This window comes from Paenibacillus sp. DMB5, from assembly GCF_001517085.1.
Classification (GTDB): domain Bacteria; phylum Bacillota; class Bacilli; order Paenibacillales; family Paenibacillaceae; genus Paenibacillus_AQ.
Genome location: NZ_LRAC01000160.1, coordinates 1 through 19,964, shown reverse-complemented (window position 1 = coordinate 19,964; position 19,964 = coordinate 1). Strand labels below are relative to the sequence as shown.

At 46.2% G+C, this 19,964-nt stretch carries 19 protein-coding genes, 1 pseudogene and 1 riboswitch; of the genes and pseudogenes, 16 read left to right on the top strand and 4 right to left on the bottom strand.

What is annotated here, in order from left to right; translation table 11 throughout:
- Window positions 1–624: 624 nt before the first annotated feature.
- Together AWJ19_RS29425 and AWJ19_RS29420 are read left to right on the top strand one after the other, a co-directional pair.
- Window positions 625–1,317 (top strand): hypothetical protein, encoded by a 693-nt coding sequence (locus AWJ19_RS29425; RefSeq protein ID WP_068728775.1) that lies wholly within the window; start codon window positions 625–627, stop codon window positions 1,315–1,317.
- A gap of 710 nt (window positions 1,318–2,027) precedes the next feature.
- The gene (locus tag AWJ19_RS29420) at window positions 2,028–3,311 is read left to right on the top strand and encodes an RES domain-containing protein (RefSeq protein WP_068728773.1); all 1,284 of its coding nucleotides are present in this window, start codon (window positions 2,028–2,030) and stop codon (window positions 3,309–3,311) included.
- Window positions 3,312–3,560: 249 nt separating this feature from the next.
- Here the strand turns inward: AWJ19_RS29420 and AWJ19_RS29415 are convergent, their stop codons facing one another.
- Window positions 3,561–4,334 (bottom strand): type II toxin-antitoxin system PemK/MazF family toxin, encoded by a 774-nt coding sequence (locus AWJ19_RS29415; RefSeq protein ID WP_068728772.1) that lies wholly within the window; start codon window positions 4,332–4,334, stop codon window positions 3,561–3,563.
- Between the two features lie 326 nt (window positions 4,335–4,660).
- On the opposite strand from AWJ19_RS29415, the gene AWJ19_RS29410 reads away from it, so the two are divergent.
- The 8 genes from AWJ19_RS29410 to AWJ19_RS29380 all read left to right on the top strand — a co-directional run bounded on the left by AWJ19_RS29410 (window position 4,661) and on the right by AWJ19_RS29380 (window position 12,291).
- Entirely contained in the window at window positions 4,661–4,918 is a 258-nt protein-coding gene (locus AWJ19_RS29410; RefSeq protein WP_068728771.1) for a hypothetical protein, read from the top strand.
- Between the two features lie 287 nt (window positions 4,919–5,205).
- Window positions 5,206–6,216 (top strand): replication-associated recombination protein A, encoded by a 1,011-nt coding sequence (locus tag AWJ19_RS29405; protein WP_241781938.1) that lies wholly within the window; start codon window positions 5,206–5,208, stop codon window positions 6,214–6,216.
- Window positions 6,217–6,584: 368 nt separating this feature from the next.
- Window positions 6,585–7,601, top strand: a complete 1,017-nt coding sequence (locus AWJ19_RS29400; RefSeq protein WP_068728769.1) for an ABC transporter ATP-binding protein — start codon at window positions 6,585–6,587, stop codon at window positions 7,599–7,601.
- Window positions 7,588–8,523, top strand: coding sequence for an ATP-binding cassette domain-containing protein (locus tag AWJ19_RS29395; RefSeq protein WP_068728767.1), 936 nt, complete (start codon window positions 7,588–7,590; stop codon window positions 8,521–8,523). The genes AWJ19_RS29400 and AWJ19_RS29395 overlap by 14 nt, the downstream gene beginning before the upstream one ends.
- 5 nt (window positions 8,524–8,528) lie before the next feature.
- On the top strand, window positions 8,529–9,491 hold the full coding sequence (gene opp4B, locus AWJ19_RS29390) for an oligopeptide ABC transporter permease (RefSeq protein ID WP_068728765.1): 963 nt from the start codon (window positions 8,529–8,531) through the stop codon (window positions 9,489–9,491).
- Window positions 9,492–9,521: 30 nt separating this feature from the next.
- Window positions 9,522–10,427 (top strand): ABC transporter permease, encoded by a 906-nt coding sequence (locus AWJ19_RS29385; RefSeq protein WP_068728763.1) that lies wholly within the window; start codon window positions 9,522–9,524, stop codon window positions 10,425–10,427.
- Between the two features lie 20 nt (window positions 10,428–10,447).
- Complete coding sequence (locus AWJ19_RS34420; protein ID WP_082708197.1) at window positions 10,448–10,735, top strand: hypothetical protein; 288 nt, start codon at window positions 10,448–10,450, stop codon at window positions 10,733–10,735.
- Complete coding sequence (locus tag AWJ19_RS29380) at window positions 10,624–12,291, top strand: oligopeptide ABC transporter substrate-binding protein (RefSeq protein ID WP_082708196.1); 1,668 nt, start codon at window positions 10,624–10,626, stop codon at window positions 12,289–12,291. The genes AWJ19_RS34420 and AWJ19_RS29380 overlap by 112 nt, the downstream gene beginning before the upstream one ends.
- Before the next feature lie 100 nt (window positions 12,292–12,391).
- Here the strand turns inward: AWJ19_RS29380 and mnmA are convergent, their stop codons facing one another.
- Window positions 12,392–13,519 carry a tRNA 2-thiouridine(34) synthase MnmA gene (gene mnmA / locus AWJ19_RS29375; RefSeq protein ID WP_198536668.1) on the bottom strand — a complete coding sequence of 376 codons (1,128 nt, stop codon included), beginning with the start codon at window positions 13,517–13,519 and terminating at the stop codon, window positions 12,392–12,394.
- 322 nt (window positions 13,520–13,841) lie between these two features.
- Here mnmA and AWJ19_RS29370 point away from each other — a divergent pair, with 322 nt between their 5' ends.
- Together AWJ19_RS29370 and AWJ19_RS29365 are read left to right on the top strand one after the other, a co-directional pair.
- Entirely contained in the window at window positions 13,842–14,261 is a 420-nt protein-coding gene (locus AWJ19_RS29370) for an Rrf2 family transcriptional regulator (protein WP_068728759.1), read from the top strand.
- Between the two features lie 76 nt (window positions 14,262–14,337).
- Window positions 14,338–14,398: riboswitch (Fluoride riboswitch) on the top strand.
- 61 nt (window positions 14,399–14,459) lie between these two features.
- Window positions 14,460–15,785, top strand: coding sequence for a voltage-gated chloride channel family protein (locus tag AWJ19_RS29365; protein ID WP_068728755.1), 1,326 nt, complete (start codon window positions 14,460–14,462; stop codon window positions 15,783–15,785).
- A gap of 230 nt (window positions 15,786–16,015) precedes the next feature.
- Here the strand turns inward: AWJ19_RS29365 and AWJ19_RS29360 are convergent, their stop codons facing one another.
- Window positions 16,016–16,201, bottom strand: coding sequence for a hypothetical protein (locus AWJ19_RS29360; RefSeq protein ID WP_068728753.1), 186 nt, complete (start codon window positions 16,199–16,201; stop codon window positions 16,016–16,018).
- A gap of 240 nt (window positions 16,202–16,441) precedes the next feature.
- A complete protein-coding gene (locus AWJ19_RS29355) occupies window positions 16,442–17,110 on the bottom strand; it encodes an SOS response-associated peptidase (RefSeq protein WP_068728751.1) in 669 nt (222 codons plus the stop codon).
- A gap of 92 nt (window positions 17,111–17,202) precedes the next feature.
- Between AWJ19_RS29355 and AWJ19_RS29350 the strand changes: the two genes are divergently transcribed.
- The 4 genes and pseudogenes from AWJ19_RS29350 to AWJ19_RS29335 all read left to right on the top strand — a co-directional run bounded on the left by AWJ19_RS29350 (window position 17,203) and on the right by AWJ19_RS29335 (window position 19,875).
- Entirely contained in the window at window positions 17,203–17,676 is a 474-nt protein-coding gene (locus tag AWJ19_RS29350) for a DUF523 domain-containing protein (RefSeq protein ID WP_068728749.1), read from the top strand.
- Window positions 17,677–17,928: 252 nt separating this feature from the next.
- Window positions 17,929–19,073 (top strand): annotated as a pseudogene (locus tag AWJ19_RS29345) (cysteine desulfurase family protein).
- Window positions 19,074–19,129: 56 nt separating this feature from the next.
- On the top strand, window positions 19,130–19,651 hold the full coding sequence (locus tag AWJ19_RS29340; protein ID WP_068728747.1) for a PRC-barrel domain-containing protein: 522 nt from the start codon (window positions 19,130–19,132) through the stop codon (window positions 19,649–19,651).
- 14 nt (window positions 19,652–19,665) lie between these two features.
- The gene (locus AWJ19_RS29335; RefSeq protein ID WP_042179559.1) at window positions 19,666–19,875 is read left to right on the top strand and encodes a hypothetical protein; all 210 of its coding nucleotides are present in this window, start codon (window positions 19,666–19,668) and stop codon (window positions 19,873–19,875) included.
- Window positions 19,876–19,964 lie beyond the last annotated feature (89 nt).

Here is a 19,964-nt window from a genome sequence, read left to right as displayed (position 1 = left end):
ATATGATGTCATACACTCACAAAATTTGGTTTTGTATCGAATCATACAACTTTGTATCGATACATACAACTCTAAGATTTGGATTGAAATTAATCCTATCTCTCAAAAAATGTGAGATAGGATTTTAATTTATTATTCTTAGAAGACCTCATTCCTTTCAATTTTCGATGTAGTTAAGTACGAAATTAGATTTAATATCTGTTTTCCTTTGAGTTTGATTTTCTGAATGCTTTTAAACATATTACAAAATTCCTTTACAGCTTTCTCAAATTACCGAAGAGATAATTTAAAGGACTTTCGTTTGAATGCATCTCATGTGGTAAACTTCGTTGCCTTAAGCTCATCCAGGGTTTTATTTTTATCCCTTTGACTTCTTCATATAGTGATGCCTATTCATAGAAAAGTGGCGGAATTTTCTCACTTAAACCTTCTTTCTAATATTGATAAACAAGATTCATTATCAGAAATTCATGAGACTCATGAGTAATATCTACCTATCACCCCTCAAATGTGATTTAGATGATTTAAACTTTTGATGTTACCATATATATTGTTAAAAAGGTGATGTTGTTCTAGAGGGAGCATGCAGTAGTTCTAAATAGTTCATATATTAGGAGGGGAACTATGTTAATTTTAGGTAAATTGCAGAATTTCAATGATATTATTAAGAAAAATATTCAATTAGCAGTACAAAATAATAAAGTTGTACCGGTGTTGATTTATGGCGGTCAATACTTTAATGTTTATGAGAATGAAGAAGTACCTAATAAAAATACTGAAAATAAATTGGAAGAAATTATAGAGGAAATTATTTGTTTGCGTGATAGACAAGAGGGGTTTTTAATTACAAGAGGGGTTAATGATTCCTTGCGAGTGTCTCTTGTGTATTTCGAAAATGGTCGACTAAAAGTATGGGTCCCTAAAATTACAGACCTCTTTGATACAATTAAAAATTCAAGTAGTCTTTATGGGAAGGATCAATTTCCTATTGTTAAGGAAATAAGCGAAAGACTTGCAGTCTCTACAGATTTTAAAGTCGAAGACATTGTGAACAAATATGCTTGGGGAAATGTTAACATTCTTAGCAAAGAAGAAATACTTGTTAATTCCATGCCCTTATTTGGAAATCCCAAAGATTTGAAGCCTGCATACGTAATTCATGCGCTGCTCAAACATATTATGATTTCAGAAGATATAAGGTATAGTAGACATACTCAGGCTGGACGGTATTTAATTCAATTAGCATTTTACGATTACATAATTAATAATGAATCAAAGGAAACAATTATTAAGAAGTATAAACTTCCCCAAGGCTAAGAAATGAGCTCATTGCACTCTCTTTAGGTTGATATAATGAGGAGGTTCCGATGTAAGTAAACCAGTCTGATGATTGGGAGAGAAAGCAAATCGATTATACGGCTGCGTAAAGTATCCAATGGAAAATTGAGATAGTGTCTGAAAAGTATGATGTAAGGAATTTGTAATAAGAACTACTAAAAGGTGGTTCTTTTTTTGCTAAAAAAAAGTGGCCTGTGCTGCAGGTTGCATTCCTCCTAAAAGCTAGGTTGGCTCAACATACTGTCGTTGTTCGTACCGTTGGTCTTAGGGCGGTTGTAGAGAGGTCTTCCAGCAGGATGCAAGGATTAGAAAATGGCTTTTAAACCGCCGGTAGATGTGTAAAAATACACGAAATTAATGTAGTTATCTCACCACTTGTTCAAAAGCATTAACAAATGTTATTCATAAAGACGGAAATTAGATGGTTAAATAATTGGATAGAATTTTACTTCTGTCGTCAGCGTGTAATTTATGTGAGGCCTTTGAGTGTTTTTGAAGGTCAAGAAAAGTTACCCAGGTTTAAATCAAAAAAGAATAAGGCTCAATCTTGTGTCACTCGTTTACCATTCATAATAATTAAAATTGTGTGACACATCACGTGATAAGGCTACCCAATTTAGGAGCTATAGGCGTAGGAACAGGTATTTGTTTTAATCGTGTATGGTTTATACCGAGTGGAAGGTGATGAAATGAAACATCCGAATGACGGAATTATTTGTTTTGAATGTACGGAACTGATTAAACCTTTATGGCTGTATAAGATAAAAATTGATGAGTTAGCTCAAGCTCCAATTCATGTTGTGGGATACAATTTGCTAACTGAGCATATTTGCAAGCGTTGTAACAAAGGCTTGCTAGGTGGAGAGTTATATTTCAAAGACTCTACTGAGCACGACAGATTCGTTCAAGTCGTCTCAGAAGCACTTGCTTCTAAAATCTCAAAGGAGATATATTGTTGTGGAAATTGTACCGGATATACTTTGGAAAAACATATTTATAACGTAAATCAAGGTGAGCCATATAATTTAATTAATGAAGATAGATATGGTTCGTTTATTGCTTCATATTTAGAAGATAATGACCTTCCTGAACATATAATTGATATGGTTTCAAAATTGCTTGTATGTCAGGAATGTGGTTATGGATCACCTAGATATCTTTATGGTGATCCCAAAAACTATTATAGATTTGATATGTGGGACAAAATATATTTTGAAAAAGAAGTGGAAGATTTTTTTGGATGGGACATTATTCAATTCGCAAGAAAATTTGAAATCACTATTAGTGATTATGAGCTTGAAGAGTTTAAAGAGTTGTTAAAAAAACAACCTATGTTAGGTCTTACAAATGAATCTGGAAAAAAGCTTTACGATGCTATCAAACAAAGTTTTTTTTCAAAAGAATTTGTAGTTTTACCTAATAACAAATCTTTGTTTAGAGGAAGAGTAAGGCATCAGGATGAAAAACCATACTTAGAACATGAATTTTGGAGTCCACCCCAGGGTAAGGCAACGCACGGAAGATATAATACAATTGGTAAATCAGTTCTGTATTGTAGTGACCAGAAAGAAGTACTAGCATATGAACTTCACCCAACTAACACGCAAATTATTGACATCGTCTCTTTTGAGGTAAATAGCGAATTAAAATTATTTGATATGGATAATGCTTTTGAAAAATTTGAAGGATTTATAGCTACTCCAAATTCAGAAAGTAATTTATTGAAACAAGTATATCTATTTACTAATTTTATTGGCTCTTGTTGCGAAGAAGTAGGGTATGATGGTGTTAAGTATAGTGGTGTAGGGAGTGTTGATTTGAAATACACGAACTATGCGCTTTTTGAAAATGAAAAACTTAGAACAATTTTAAATATTGTAGGAATTGTAGAACAATATAGAGTTAAAGTAACTTATGAAAATGATCGATATCGGGAAAAAAGCATTACGGAAATGCTCAATTTAATTAAATAGATGTCTAGTCGGAATTGACATAGGATTCATATTTTTTCTGATGATAAAGCAAGTAACGTAAATGCAAAAAAACTTCCTAGAAGGAAGTTTTTTTGTTGGGGGCTTACACCCAAAGTTTTGCGGTTTTATCCGCTTATCCCATACGGGATTAAATAGTTCGCAAGGGTTAGACCCTGCTCTCGCCAGTCGGCATTAAATCTAATGCAATTATAACGTCAAAAATAAAAAAAGTCAATGCTAATAGTTCGCTTAGTTTGAAGTTGCAGCTACTGTTGCAGCTAAGTGCGAAACTCTAGATTCCGCAGCAATTTTTATACTCAAGTCAGCTGATAAAAGTTCTCGAAGAAGAGCTTTTCTATCCCTTTGCGGGAGACCAACATCAACGAGCGTCAAACGCTTTAACCGAGGTTCTTCTGGGGACATAAGATTAAGAATGGTTATCCCACTTTGATTCACTATTTCGTATACACAAGGACGCTGAAGAAGTGCTGAGACGTCGAGAGGAACACTGGTAGGTAAGAAAGCTCCAATTTCATAAAATAGAACACTATGTAAAGGTTTTTCTCCTAATTGAGAAATTCGATACATTTCCCTTACTTTTAACATTTGAGCTTGTGATAATTGGACTGTATTATTACGTCTAATAACTAAATCTAAGCTTTTTCTAGAAACACATTGAATCTGATTAATTTTAACGACGTTATTTGGTGAGCGGAGTCCTGGAATTCTTCCAACATCGTAATTAGGATTCACTTTACTAGTCATTGGTAGCACTAGTACATGATCAGCTTTTGGAGAGGCATCCCAAACTATAGCAAAATGGGGACGGTTGATAACAGAGCCAAGACCAATAAATTTAACATGTACAATATAACCTTGTTGAAGTACCTGATTAAAAACTCCATTAGAATTTTTAGCCGGTTCTATAGGGGCAACTTCCACAATAGTTTTAATCATACCTTTAATATTATTTTGTAAGATTCTTGGCATTGAAGTGATTTGACGTTTTAAATACCTCCACATTTATTTTTTCACCTCCTTTCGACCATTTATACTATATTTCGATAAAATCATTGGCTAATCCTTCCTTATATTTTGAGTATTAACAAATATTTATGAATATTATTTGTTGAATTATCACTTGCAATCATAGATATGAAAAGAAGAATTAATTCCATGGTATGTTAATTTGATAATTGCCTTTCATTTAATGTGAATACGATTTATTCATCGACAGAAAGTTGATGATATTATGTGGAGAACGTGGTGGAACTGGATTCCCATTAAGGTGATTTTTTCAATTCAACACGGCTACAATTTTGGAGAAGAACATATAAATAGACCCCTTTTTGGGGAAAGGGGTTTTAATTACTTTAACGTTGAAGCTTGAATTAATTACTAAAAAGGTAAAACAATTTGGAGCTGTTGAGAATTATGAAAACTCGATAAGGTTAGATGGGATAATAGCTCAAATGCAGCGTTTCAATTTTAAGTTAAATGCAGTTATTGAGAAGTCCGATAAGCTTGATGAATTAGGGTTCTTTGGGACTCAGATGAAGTCAGAAACGCTGGTCATTAACAACAACAAAGCTGATTATGAGTTTTGAGGATAGCTAACTTTCCATGCAAGAGAGAGGCTCTATTTAGCGCAAATCGGAAAGCTCATACATACTTGGCAGTAGCTTTTTTAGTAATGATTTAGATGAAAATCCCCGATATGAAATTGAAGTTTTTTTGTTATTAAGTGTATAATAGTGCAAATGAAGATATGCGATTTGGCTTGTGATAAAGAGACGATGTTGTTGAAATGTGTTGTAAAAGTTTCGAATTGTATTGATGTTATATGCAAAGATATCTTCTTGAAACGTCACATTCTGGATTAGGCGTACTCTATATGAGTCTACTGAAAAATAGTGTACTAACTATTGTAAACAGAAAAATAGAGGTGCACCGTTTCAACAGCTCCCGGCAGGATGCGCTGCTGCCCGCCGTTGAGAAGGGCACGATTATCTTTATCGGCGCAACGACAGAGAACCCGTTCCATTATGTGAACGGGGCCCTTATGAGCCGTTCCACGCTGTTCCAGCTGGAACCCTTGACCAGTGAACACAGCATGGAAGCGATGCGGCGTGCGCTGGCCGATGAGCAGCGCGGGCTTGGCTTCATGCAGCTGCATGCTGATGAAGACGCGCTGCTGCACATTGCGGCGATGGCTAACGGCGACATCCGGCGGGCGCTCAACGCGCTGGAGCTGGCTGCAATGACTACAGCGCCGGAGCCGGACGGCAGTGTGCATATTACGCTGGGCGTGGCGGAGGAGTCGATACGCCGGCCGATTGTCAAGGCAGACGAGTCCACCCAATACGATGTGCTATCTGCCTTCCACAAGAGCATCCGCGGCTCCAGTGACGCCGCGCTGTTCTGGTTCCTCTATGCAGTAGAGAAGCTCGGTATGGACCCGATGACCTTCATCCGCCGGCTGATTGCCGCCTGCAGCGAGGATATTGGCCTGGCGAATCCTCAGGCCATGGTTCAGGCGGTCAGTGCGCTGGACGCCTACCGCAACAACGGCTGGCCGGAGGCGAGGCTCAATGTGACGCAGGCGATCCTGTTTGCCGTCGAAAGTCCGAAGTCCGATGCCGTGGTTGTAGCAATCGCTAACGTCATGAATACCATCGAAGAGCTGAAGTCCGCTGAGGTGCCGCTGCATTTGCGTGATACGCATTATAAAGGTGCAGTGAAGCTGGGGCATGAGGGGTACCAGTACCCGCATAATTACCCGGGCCACTACGTGCGGCAGGAATATCTGCCCAAACAGATTGCCGGTAAGGTATTTTATGAGGCAACCGAGCAGGGCAACGAAGCCAAGATCCGGCATAATCAGGGGTTGCGCCGGGGATTATAGTAGCCCCACGGTAAGGGCTGCTTAAGAAAATATGAGCCGCTGCGTGCAGCAGGAAGATCATTTTCCTGCTGCACGCAGCGGTTTTTTTTGCTTACAGACATGTGGAAATTGTGAAATGTAACGTAGAAGGTAATAGAATATAGGCTTAAATAGTCGGAAATTGTCGTATTTGTCATATTAATTGACATGCAAAACTTTTTTTATTGAAAAATCATTGATAATTTACCATGAGTCAATTAGAATAAACTCTAACATTCAGGGATTGCTTCCATAATAATCCTAAAATTTTAAAGTGTAGTTGGCTGGTAGGGTTACTGTATGTGACATAACCTCCCTTGCTAAAAAATCCTGGTGTTAGGGTGATGAATTTGAGTGAAGACTTACTGCAAATCGAGAATTTAACGACATCCTTCAGAATTGCAGACGAGTATTATGCTGCAGTTGATGATGTGACGCTCACGGTGAAGAAGAATGAGATTCTGGCTATCGTGGGAGAATCGGGGTCGGGCAAGAGCGCCCTTGCTTTTTCCATAATGGGGCTGCACACAAAGGCAAGAATTGAAGGGAAAGTGAAATACAAAGGCCAGGATATTGTCCAAATGTCCCCCGGCATGCTGAATAAGGTCCGCGGCAAAGAAATGTCGATGATTTTTCAGGATCCTTTAGCTGCATTAAACCCGCTGATGATTATAGGCAGTCAGATCGAAGAAGTACTGCTGCTTCATGATACCACCCTCTCCAAAAAACAAAGAAAAGAAAAAGTTCTTGATCTTTTGGCAAAAGTGGGCATCCCCCGCCCTGAACATACATACCATCAATATCCGTACGAATTATCCGGCGGCATGCGCCAGCGGGTCATTATCGCCATCGCCATTGCCAACGGGCCGCAGCTGCTCCTTGCCGACGAACCAACAACGGCGCTCGACGTAACGATTCAGCTGCAAATTCTGGAGCTGATTAAGAAGCTGAAGAATGATATGCAGGCAGGCATCATCCTTATAACCCATGATCTCGGGGTTGTCAGTGAAATGGCCGACCGTGTGGCCGTAATGTATGCAGGCCAAATTGTTGAAATTGCCGATATTTTTACGCTGACCTCTAATCCTCAGCATCCGTATACAAGGTCCTTGTTTAATTCCATTCCTACTGTAAAAGAAGTGAAGTCAAGGCTGCATGTTATTCAGGGGATTGTGCCTTCACTCAAGAACCTGCCGCGCACCGGCTGCCGGTTTGCCGCGAGAACGCCTTGGATTGATGCCTCCGCACATGAGGAGAATCCGCAGCTTCACGAAATTGCTCCGGGCCACTTTGTCCGCTGCACCTGCTACAGACATTTTCATTTCCCGGAGAGCGCGGAGGAGGCTGGCACCGATGGCATTGCTTGAAGTTAAAGATCTGCAGGTTCACTTTCCGATCAGGGGAGGACTGTTTAGCCGCCAGGTTGGCGAGGTTAAGGCCGTTGACCGTGTCAACCTTACAATAGAGGCCGGCCAGACCTACGGTCTTGTCGGTGAATCCGGTTCTGGCAAAACAACAACCGGCCGGGCTATTATCGGCCTGAATCAGATTACGGGCGGCAATATCCTGTTCGAAGGCGCCGATTTGGCTTCCAAAGGTGCGCGCAAGCAGAACAATGTCCGCCGGGACGTACAAATGATCTTCCAGGATCCGTATTCCTCACTTAATCCGAAGAAACGCGTGCTGGATATTATCGCCGAACCGCTCCGCAATTTCGAGAAGCTGTCCCCGCAGGAGGAAATGCGGAGGGTTCAGGAGCTGCTGGAGCAGGTTGGTCTTAGTGCGGATAATGTCCTTAAATATCCGCATGAGTTTTCCGGCGGCCAGCGCCAGCGTATCGGGATTGCCCGGGCGATTGCCCTCAAGCCCAAGCTGATCATTGCCGATGAGCCTGTCTCGGCGCTGGACGTATCGGTGCAGGCGCAGGTCCTCAATTTTTTGCGGGATATCCAGAAGGAATTGAATCTGACTTATTTGTTTATCAGCCATGATCTCGGAATTATCCGGCATATGTGTGACCGTATCGGCATTATGTACAAGGGAAGGCATGTTGAGGAAGGGACGCCTGAGGATATTTTTGACAATCCACGGCATATTTATACCAAGCGTCTTATCGCCGCAATTCCCGACATCGACCCTTTACAGCGCGAAGAACGGAATACATTCCGCCGGTCCGTAAGTGAAGAGTACGAAAACGCCTACCGGAGCCATTTTGACCAGGACGGCCTGGCTTACCCGTTACGATCCATTTCCGATACCCATATGGTGGCTATGCCCGAGAAAGGTTGAGACGTATGTGGAAGATTATTGTACGAAGACTATTAATTATGATTCCCCAAGTATTTCTATTAAGTATTCTCGTATTTCTGATGGCCAAAGCAATGCCGGGTGATGCACTTACCGGGATGCTTGATCCGAATATTGACCCTGCGGCAATTGAAGCCATGCGGGAAAGGCTGGGTTTGAATGACCCCTGGCATATCCAGTACTGGAACTGGATCAGCAATGCCGTACAAGGAGATCTGGGACAGTCCTTCAACTTCAAAATGCCGGTGACCGAGCTGATTGGCCAGCGGATTAATAACACCCTGTGGCTGTCGCTTGCCACACTGATCCTTACATATATGATTGCCATCCCCCTTGGCATCATCAGCGGACGCTTCAATGATACATGGGGCGACCGCCTGATTACAGGCTATACCTATATCGGTTTCGCTGCTCCGCTCTTTATTGTAGCGCTTCTGATGCTCTGGATGTTCGGTTTCTATTTCTCCTGGTTTCCGACCGGGGGGAGTGTATCGCCTGGTGCGGTGCCGGGTACCTTCAGCTATGTGCTCGACAAGATCTATCATTTGCTGCTGCCGGCCTTATCTATCGCCTTAATTACGACTGTAAGCACTGTCCAGTATCTGCGTAACGAAATTATCGATACGAAGCAGAAGGACTTTATTCTTACCGCCAGAGCAAAAGGGGCTTCGGAATCGCGGGTCTATAACCGCCATATTCTGCGCAACTCGCTGCTGCCGATTGCCGCCTTTTTCGGGTATGAGCTGACGGGGCTCATCGGAGGAACCATCTTTGTAGAGAGCATCTTCAGTTACCCCGGCATGGGCCAGCTGTTTCTGGGCTCGATCGTGATCCGCGATTTCACCGTGGTGACGGCACTGGTGCTGCTGTATGGAATAGCTACCATCATCGGTTCCCTGCTGTCCGATATCATATTAAGCATTGTTGATCCGCGTATCCGGATTAAATAAGGATCAGAACTTATACTGAGGTGAAATGAAATGGCAAAGTCAAGCGCTGAGCTCCCGCTCCCGCACCATATCGAAAAAAGTCCGTCAGGCTGGAGCATCATCTGGCGGGAAATTTTTAAAGATAAGCTGGCACTGGTATCCCTGATCTTTCTGGCCCTGGTCTTTCTCGGAGTGTTCGGGACCGCCCTGTTTCTCAACCAGCAGGAGATCGTAACAGTTGATCTCTTTTCACTTTACAAGAAGCCTTCAGCCGAGTTCTGGCTGGGTACCGATTATGGCGGCCGGGATGTATTCGGACAGCTTATTATCGGAACACGCAACTCGCTGAGCATCGGCATTATGGTCACCCTGATGACCGGGGTTATAGGAATAACGGTCGGGCTTGTTTCCGGGTACTTCGGCGGTCTTATTGATAACCTGTTCATGCGTCTGGTCGACTTTTTCATGATTCTGCCGATGCTGATGATGGTCATTGCTTTTGTAACGGCGGTTCCGAAATACAATACCTTGACCTTCTCGCTTATCATGACCGCATTCCTGTGGATGGGGATTGCCAGGCTGATCCGCTCCAAGACACTGCAGGAAAAAGAGCTGGAATATGTCCAGGCATCCCGGACACTCGGCTCCTCCCATCTCAAAATTATCTTCAAACAGGTAATGCCGAACCTGAGTTCTATCATCATCGTAACAATGACCCTGAACCTTGCTGCTAACATCGGACTTGAGTCAGGTTTGTCCTTCCTAGGCTTCGGATTTCCCGAAAGCACGCCAAGTCTGGGTACACTGGTCAGTTATGCCCGCAACCCGCAGACTCTGGAGTCCAGATGGTGGATTTGGTTACCCGCATCACTGCTGATCCTGGTGTTGATGTTGAGTATAAATAATGTCGGTCAGGCGCTGAAGCGTGCGACGGACGCAAGACAAAGAAAAGGATAATAAGGGAGGAAGAAACAAGTATGAGAAAAAGAAAAACCGCAAAGACCATGCTGGTCAGCCTGATGCTGGTGCTGTCGCTCGCAGTTACCGCCTGCAGCTCCGGCAACAATGAGGCAGCTCAGCCTTCAGCAACCACGCAGCTACAGATGCCGCAGCTAGCGCTGCTCCTACAACTGCACCTGCAACAGAAGACGGGCTGTACAACATCGCAGATTTCAGCAATGTTAAGACGAATCAGGGTGAAGCCATTGAAGGCGGTACGCTTAACTTTGGCCTTGTATCCGATACTCCTTTTGAAGGAACTTTGAACTATAATTTCTACTCCGGGAATCCGGATTCCCAGGTTCTTGGCTGGTTTGATGAAGGCTTGCTCACTTGGGATAAAAACTATGTATACACCAATGACGGAGCGGCTACCTATGAAGTTTCCGAGGACGGACGCACCTTCACTTTCACTATCCGCGATAATGTCAACTGGCATGACGGCAAGCCTGTGACTGCTGAAGACTGGTTATTTGCCCATGAAGTCATCGGTAATCCGGCTTATGACGGTCCGCGTTACGGCTCCGACTTCACCAACATTGTCGGAATGGAAGATTATCATGCCGGCAAGGCTAAGACAATTTCCGGGATCAAAGTTCTTAACGAGAAGCAATTACAAATTACTTATGTAAAGGCCACTCCTTCCCTGCTGACAGGCAGTATCTGGACTTATCCGCTGGCTAAACATATCTTCGGATCTATGGATGTAGCCAAAATCTCTTCTTCCCCTGAGGTCCGTCAGAAGCCAATCGGTTTCGGTCCGTTTAAAGTGGAAAGCATTGTTCCGGGTGAATCTGTTGTCTTCGTCAAGAATGAGGATTACTGGCGCGGTGCTCCGAAGCTGGATAAGGTTGTGCTGAAGGTCGTTCCTCCGACTACCGTTGTGCAGGAGCTTAAGGCTGGAAACATCGATATTGTCGACAGCTTCCCGATTGACCAGTTCCCTGATAACTCCGGCCTGTCTAACGTTGAATATCTGGGCGCAATTGACCGCGCCTATACTTACATCGGCTTCAAGCTCGGTAAGTGGGATGCAACTAATAATGTAGTTGTACCTGATCCAAATGCCAAAATGGCAAATGTAGCTCTGCGTAAAGCAATGTGGCAGGCAGTTGATAATGATGCTGTCGGCAAAAACTTCTACCATGGTCTGCGCTGGAATGCAACAACACTGATTCCGCCATCCCATCCTGAATTCCATGATGACAGCAACCCTGGTATGCCTTATGATCCGGAAGCAGCGAAGCAGACACTTGAGGATGCAGGTTTCAAGATGAACGGGGAATTCCGTACCAATCCGGACGGCAGTCCGCTGACTATCAATTTCATCTCCATGACAGGTTCCGATATTGCTGAGCCGCTGGCCCAATATTATGTGCAATCCTGGAAAGCGATCGGTCTGAATGTTACGCTGGAAATGGTTGAATTCAATACGTTCTATGACCGTGTAGGCAGCAACGGTGAAGATGACCCTTCAGTTGACGTCTATCAGGGCGCTTGGACTGTGGGTATCGACGTGGATCCGCAAGGGCTGTACGGCCGCGATGCGATCTATAACTTCCCGCGGTATGCAAATGAAGAGAACGACCGTCTGATGACTGAAGGCGTATCAGAAGCCGCATTTGATGTAGAAAAACGCAAAGAAATCTACAAAGAATGGCAAAAACTAATGGTTGAAGAAATTCCTGTATTCCCAACCCTGTACCGTGCTGCACTTGTTCCGGTTAACAACCGTGTTCTGAACTATGCTATCGGTGATGGAACTGGAATTTATCTTAATGAGCTTGCGGTGTCCGCTGATAAAGGCATTGCAGCGCAATAAGCAATTGTATCAATAAGCTGCACTGGGCAGACCGAACAGCAAAACTCCCTTTGGCATTTAGCCAAAGGGAGTTTTGTGCTGGCTGCAGCTCAGGCAGGGATTATCCCTGCGGCTGCGGCACAACCTTCTGCGCCGCTTCGATGGTTCCGCCGCCCAGGCATTGTTCGTCCTGGTAGAAGACTACGGCCTGTCCCGGTGTGATGGCCTTCTGCGGCACATCGAACAGGACATCCAGGCTGCCGTCTTCACGGGCAGTAAGCGTAACGCCCTGGTCAGGCTGGCGGTAGCGGAACTTGGCGGTACATTTCAGCGGTGCATCGCCAGGCGCAAGCGTCCGGCCGTCAATCCAGTTCACGCCGGAGGCAATCAGGCTGTTGGAATACAGGCTGTGGTGCTTGTCCCCCTGTACCACATAGAGAATATTCTTCTCCAGATCCTTTTCGGCAACGAACCAGGGTTCACCGTTACCGGAGCCACCGATCCCCAGACCTTGACGCTGTCCCAGCGTATAGTACATCAGGCCGTCATGCCGGCCTTTTACTTCGCCGGAGGAAATATCGACCATATCTCCGGATTGTGCCGGCAGGTACTGGCTGAGGAATTCGCGGAAGTTACGTTCACCGATGAAGCATACGCCAGTGCTGTCTTTTTTCTTCGCGGTATACAGGCCGGCCTCCTCAGCAATTCTCCGTACTTCCGGCTTAGGCAGATGGCCGATCGGGAACATGGCCTTCGAAAGCTGGCTCTGGTTCAGGGCATTCAGGAAGTAGGTCTGGTCCTTATTGTTGTCCACGCCGCGCAGCAGCTTGAACACCCCATCTTCTTCAACCACACGGGCATAATGACCGGTGGCCACATAATCTGCACCGAGCTGCAGCGCCTTGTTAAGGAATTCCCCGAACTTGATCTCCCGGTTGCACATGACATCCGGATTAGGTGTACGGCCTGCCTTATATTCATCGAGGAAATAGGAAAAGACTTTATCAAAGTATTCCTTTTCGAAATTAACGGTATAGTAAGGAATATCAATCTGCTCACAAACGCGGCGCACATCCTCGGCGTCGGTCTCGGCAGTACACACTCCGAATTCGTCTGTATCGTCCCAGTTCTTCATAAAGATACCGATGACGTCGTAGCCCTGCTGCTTGAGCAGAAGCGCCGTAACGGAGGAATCGACTCCCCCGGACATGCCGACGACGACGCGGGTATCCTGTTTTGCCTTTGTCATTCCCATCACCATTTTCTATGCACAAAATACCGGTTATCTTAACTGAACACCCGGCTCAACATGTATTATAACATACCTGTCTACCTGAAACTGCCTGCGGACTGAGGAATTTAGTGCAGAAACAGCAGCGATGTTGACAATTTGTCCACCGGTGGCGAACATTCTGTCAAAAAAATGACTTAAACGCTGCAAATGTGTCCGCAGATATGATAACATAAGCATAGAGCAAACATCGGAATACGTTGATATGACATTTCTCATAATGTCTACTTAGCTTATTGTGAACTACAACTACAGCAATTAAACCGAAAGAGGTGCCCCTTTGAAAATATCAACAAAAGGACGTTACGGATTAACTATTATGATGGAGCTTGCCCTGAAATTCGGCGAGGGTCCAACCTCCCTGAAAAGCATTGCCGAAAAAAACGGATTGTCCGAGCATTATCTGGAGCAGCTGATTGCCCCGCTGCGTAATGCCGGCCTCGTAAAGAGCATCCGCGGAGCTTACGGCGGATATATTCTGTCCCGTGATTCTTCGACCATTACTGCCGGCGATATCATCCGTGTGCTGGAAGGCCCGATCTCACCGGTCGATTTCACCGAAGAGGACGACCCGGCCAAGCGCGATCTCTGGCTGCGCATCCGCGACAGCATCGCCGATGTGCTGGACTCCACTACTTTGTCCGACCTGATTAATTATAAAGAAGAGAGTAAAGCAGACAATTACATGTTTTACATCTAAGGAACAGGCTTTTGTACGGACCGCCCGTCGCTCTTTGCCATTGACGTTTCTTCACCGAAACATTAGAATAATATACAATAATAAGGGCGATGGAGTTCGCCATTAACTGCCGAAAGGCTAATGACTCCTACCAGAGAAGCATGTTCCTGGTAGGAGTCTATTTTTTATGTACGACTTTATATGAGGGGAAGAACGGCGATGGCACCGTGGAGGCAAAAAGGATCTGATATTATTGAAAAATGGTGGTTTGCCGCGGCCTGGGGAACCCTGCTGAAATGGATTGTGCTCGGCAGCGGAGTGGGGGTGCTAGCCGGCACCGCATCCGCTTTCTTTCTGAAAAGCCTGGACTACGTGACCGGGGTCAGGATGGCCAACCCGTGGCTGCTGTTTCTGCTTCCGCTGGGAGGGGCACTGGTCAGCTATCTGTATTCTAAGTACGGAGGCAGCAGTTCAAAAGGGAATAATCTGATTCTGGAACAGATTCAGACAGACAGCGAAGCCGTACCGCTGAGAATGGCACCGCTCGTATTATTCGGAACATTGGTTACCCATCTGTTCGGCGGATCGGCAGGCCGTGAGGGAACGGCCGTACAAATGGGCGGAAGCCTGGCAGAGTGGTTTGGACGGATGCTCAGAGTAAAGCCCGTTGACCGCAGAATTCTGCTTATATGCGGGATCAGCGGGGGATTCGGCTCCATTTTTGGAACGCCTTTAGCCGGAACCGTGTTCGGACTGGAGGTGCTTGCCATCGGGCTGATCAGCCATGAAGCGCTCATTCCCGCTTTTGTAGCCAGCTTTGTCGGCAACCTTACTGCAGCTTCTTTCTGGGGCATTACCCATGTGCATTATCCGATAGGGGAGATTCCGGCACTTACTATGCCTGTACTGCTAAAGGTTGTGCTGGCTTCCGTTCTCTTCGGGCTGACAAGTACACTGTTTAGTGAGCTGACGCATGCGCTGAAACGCAGTTATACCCGGCTGTTCCGTAATCCGGTGCTAAAAAGCGCCGTGGGCGGTGTAGTGGTCATTGTTCTTGTATATGTACTGGGAACGAGGGATTACCTCGGGCTGGGGCTGCCGCTGATAGAGTCTTCCTTTACCGGAGAGGTCACACCGTTTGCCTTTCTGGGCAAGCTGGTGTTCACTTCGCTTACGCTTGGAGCCGGCTTTCAGGGCGGGGAGGTTACCCCGTTGTTTGCCATTGGTGCTACTTTAGGGCATGCGTTAGCAGAAATGCTGCAGCTATATGCTCCTTTCCTGGCCGGACTCGGATTTATCGCAGTGTTCTGTGGTGCTGCCAATACGCCGGTTGCCTGTTTCTTGATGGGGATAGAATTATTCGGGGGAGAAGGGGCGGTGTACTTTTTTATCGCGTGTCTGGTCAGCTATTTATTTTCCGGACACAGCGGGATATATACCTCACAGCAGATCGGCATCTCGAAGAGCCGGTTCAGAGCCTTCCCGCAGGGAACAACACTGGGTACAGCCAGGCAGCCCAAAAAGAAAAAAGACGGAACGCTTTAAGCCTGATAGAGTTTACGTTCTTCTTACCTGTACCTGACACTCAGCGAACAAACCGGTGGTAAACTTAGCCTATCCCCGAAAGTATGTAATGTTCGTTCATGTCCCTCTTGAAACCCTGCCGGTTGCCGGCGGGGTCTTTTTTGTGGTCCGCTGAGGGTTGGGGAGATACCGGATTAAGATGGAGGAAGATGATGATGAAGATGTGAGCGGGAGGAATGAAGGGATGCGGATTATAATCTTTTGTAGCGCTTAACGGTCCAGAACGGCAGGGTTAATAATCCTTTGTCCGTTTTGAACTCAAAGGAGTTTGCCGAATAGCCCTTTTCACCTGTGCCTCTATACGTTTCACCGCTGATCAGATGGATCTCGAGCAGAGCTCCCTCAGTGATCGCTTGTTGAAGTTTTGAAGTTTTCAAAATATGGTCTCCTCTTACTGTGTGCTAATTAAAATACTATGTGCTTTATTAAACCAACTGTGTGCTGTTTACACGTAAAATACGATATTTGACAAAGTTGTAATCATTCACAGGCAGGGCGAATTTGCGGGCATCGAACCACCATATGACCCGGAAGTCATACCACCTTCTTATGTAGTGTAGGGCATAATGCGAAAAAAGGGAAACTCTACAGAAGAGCACCATTAAAAATTAAAGTTTTCAGGCTTCCTTAATAAGCTCCGGATAGTCATTTCGTACGTTGCCTACAGCTGCTGATACCGGATAAGCGCGCATCTGTGAACTATCATAAGGCTGGAGCAGCCGGAGCAGAGACGGGATATCCTCGTTGCTGCGGTCGAGCCACTGTGTCTCGGCTTCAGGGGTAAGGATCACGGGCATCCGGTTATGAATGTCTGCCATGAGGCTGTTTGGCTCTGTGGTAATGATTGTGCAAGTACTCAGCCTGTTTCCTTCCTCATCAACCCGGATATCATACAATCCGGCCAGTGAAAAAATCCGGCGTTCAGGCAGCACGATCCGCATCGGCTGCTTACCGTCCGGCCCCTGCTTCCATTCATAAAAGCCGTCTGCAGGAATGATACAGCGCCGCGAACGGATGAGCCCCTTAAAGGAGGCTTTCTCCAGCAGCGTTTCAGCGCGGGCATTAATCCTTGTGCTGCCGCCCTTGTCATCCCTGGACCAGGAGGGGACCAGCCCCCAGCGCAGCTCACCCAGCCGGTTGCGTGTCCCGTCATGGATGACTGCCGGAATCTGCTGCACCGGAGCAGCATTATACTTGGGGGTGTAGTTAACCAGCGGTGTACCCTCTATAAAATACCTCAGCATTAATTCGTCTAAGGTTACAGTGATCGTATATCTTCCGCACATGCTCAAGGCACCTCCTGTATTTACGCCGAAACTATTTGTTATTATAATTCATGCTGCGGACATACGTGAAGTTAAGGGAGGGAATACGTCATATGATTCTTGTGAGCTCCTGTCTGGCAGGAATGAAGGTAAGGTATAATGGAACGGATTGTCTGGAAAACAGTCTGAAGGAGCTGCTTGACAGCGGCCGGGCGGTTGCGGTTTGTCCGGAGCTGCTGGGCGGATTCTCTACACCGCGGGAACCGGCGGAAATTAGCGGCGGGACCGGTGCGGATGTGCTCGACGGTAACGCCAGAGTGATAGACCGGTCAGGGAATGATGTCACCGGGATGTATCTGGAGGGTGCACGCATCACGCTGGAAACAGCCCGCAAATGCAGCGCCTCTATTGTAGTCCTTAAGCAAAATAGCCCGTCCTGCGGCAGTACATTGATCTATAACGGAGACTTTGCGGGCGTAAAAATTGCCGGTGAAGGTGTTACGGCCGCCCTGCTGCGCAGAAACGGAATCCGGGTTATCTCCGAGCAGGAGCTGCCTGAAAGGCTCGAAGAGCTGCTGCAGCTGTGAACTGAAGAAGGAGCAGGGAGGGTGTGAGATCCTGCCTGCTGCAGACTTTTACATTATAAAATGGACGAAACGGCATCATTCTATTCAGCAGGGCGGCACTGCAGATCCAAAAGCATGAAGCATGGCTGTCCGCCTGCTGCAAATGTTACAACATTGTGTTCTTTGACGGGTGGTAATAGACAGCATTCAGCAGTATAATCGAGAAGCCTTAAGAAATCCTGAATTTTAATCTCAAGAAGCGGAGAAACAAATATGAAATCCATCTATTTGGACCATGCCGCCTCAACCCCGGTTCATCCGGAGGTGGCCAAGGTCATATACCATATACTGACTGAAGAATACGGCAACGCGTCCAGCGTGCATCATTCCGGACGGTCTGCCAAAAGAATTGTTAACGGCGCGCGCGATGCCATCGCGGGCTTTTTGGGCTGTGCGCCGGATGAGTGGGTGTTTACCAGCGGCGCACAGAAAGCGACAACCTGGCGCTGCTGGGGGCTGCTGCCGCTACTGTGCACAAAGGTAAACATATCATTACTACTGCGATTGAACATCATGCGGTCCTGCATACCTGCGAGGAACTGGAGCGGCAGGGCTATTCCATCACCTATCTCCCGGCAGATTCCACAGGAAGGGTGTCTGTTTCGGATGTTGAGGCAGCCCTAAGGGATGACACGGTACTAATTAGTGTGATGTTTGCCAATAATGAGGTTGGGACGGTTCAGCCGGTTGAGGAAATCGGCAGGCTGGCAGCGGAACGTGGAGTCCTGTTCCACGTTGATGCTGTACAAGCCCTCGGCATGGTGCCGATTACGCTGCGGGAGCTGCCGGTGGATTATATGAGCTTCAGCGCACACAAAATCAACGGGCCGCAGGGCATCGGCGGACTCTATATCCGCCGCGGGGCCCCGCTGCATCCGAGGCAGCACGGCGGCCTTCAGGAGCGTGGCAGACGGGCCGGAACAGAGAGTCTGGCCGGTGCGGCCGGATTTGCCAAGGCGGTAGAGCTCGCAGCAAAGGGGCTGGAGCAGCGGCGGGAGCATGCCCTGGAGCTGCGCGGAGCGCTGCTGGCAGAGCTTGAAAGCCGTGTAGGGCAAGAGGGATATGCCGTCAACGGCAATCCGCAGCATTTTTTGCCAAGCATTCTGAATGTCAGCTTCCCCGGAGCGGGTACAGATGTGATGCTGATGAATCTGGATATGGAGCGGATTGCCGCCGCAAGCGGCTCGGCCTGCACCTCCGGATCACTGGAAATCTCACATGTGCTGCAGGCAATGAAGCTTCCGTCAGAACTTTTGCGCTCGGCGATTCGATTTAGTACTGGTTTGGGTAATACTAAGGAAGAAATGGAGTACGTTGCCCAAAAAGTTGAAACCATTCTGAAACGGCTGCGTAAATAGGGCTAAGGTTTGCTTTAGCTCTTCGCTGTTTTGGTACATAAGAGGAGGCCTTGGCAGTGAAACTTCAGGATTTGATTGGCCTCACTGTATATGAAGTTGAGGAGGGTACCGAGGTCGGCAAGCTTGTCGATTGTGTTCTCGATTCAAACTGGAATATTACGGGTATTGAACTGGAAAGCAAAACTTTTTTTTCCAGTCATGTGAAAGTTGTGGCATGGGAAGATATTGTCGCATATGGCGAAGATGCTATCATGATTCGCAATAAAGAGTCGATTGTTAAGGCCGACACTGACCATATACCATATACTTTTCTTTTGGGAAAGAACAAACTGAAGGATCTTCAGGTGTTGACGACATCAGGAAGTAACCTGGGACGAATATCGGATGTTTATTTTGACCAAAAGTTGGGAAACACAATAGTAGCGCTGGAAATCAGTGACGGGCTTGTAACGGATTTGATCGAAGGCCGTAAATGGCTGCCTTGTTCTGAAGAGATGTCCATTGGGGAGAATGCCGTACTGGTTCCCGCGATGAGCGAAGAACGGCTACAGAAAGCCATTAATATTGTTAACGGATAGGTGGAATGTATTATATGAAGTGTCCAAACTGCAACTCCAAGGATATCGGCAAGATCGGTTCACACCAGTTCTATTGCTGGGGCTGTTTTATTGAATTAACGGTCAATGGTGAAAAAATGTCGGTTTATCAGGTTGAAGAAGACGGCACGCTCAGCTCGCTTGACGATCTGTTCTCAGGCGAAGAAATTGCTCAGGATTTCCCGCAAATCCACGCATCCTCTTGAAAATTTCAATAGTATAATGTACGTTTGGAATAGTTGAACAGATGTACCGGACCCTATTTCCGGACGGCCACTACGGCCGCCCGGAAATA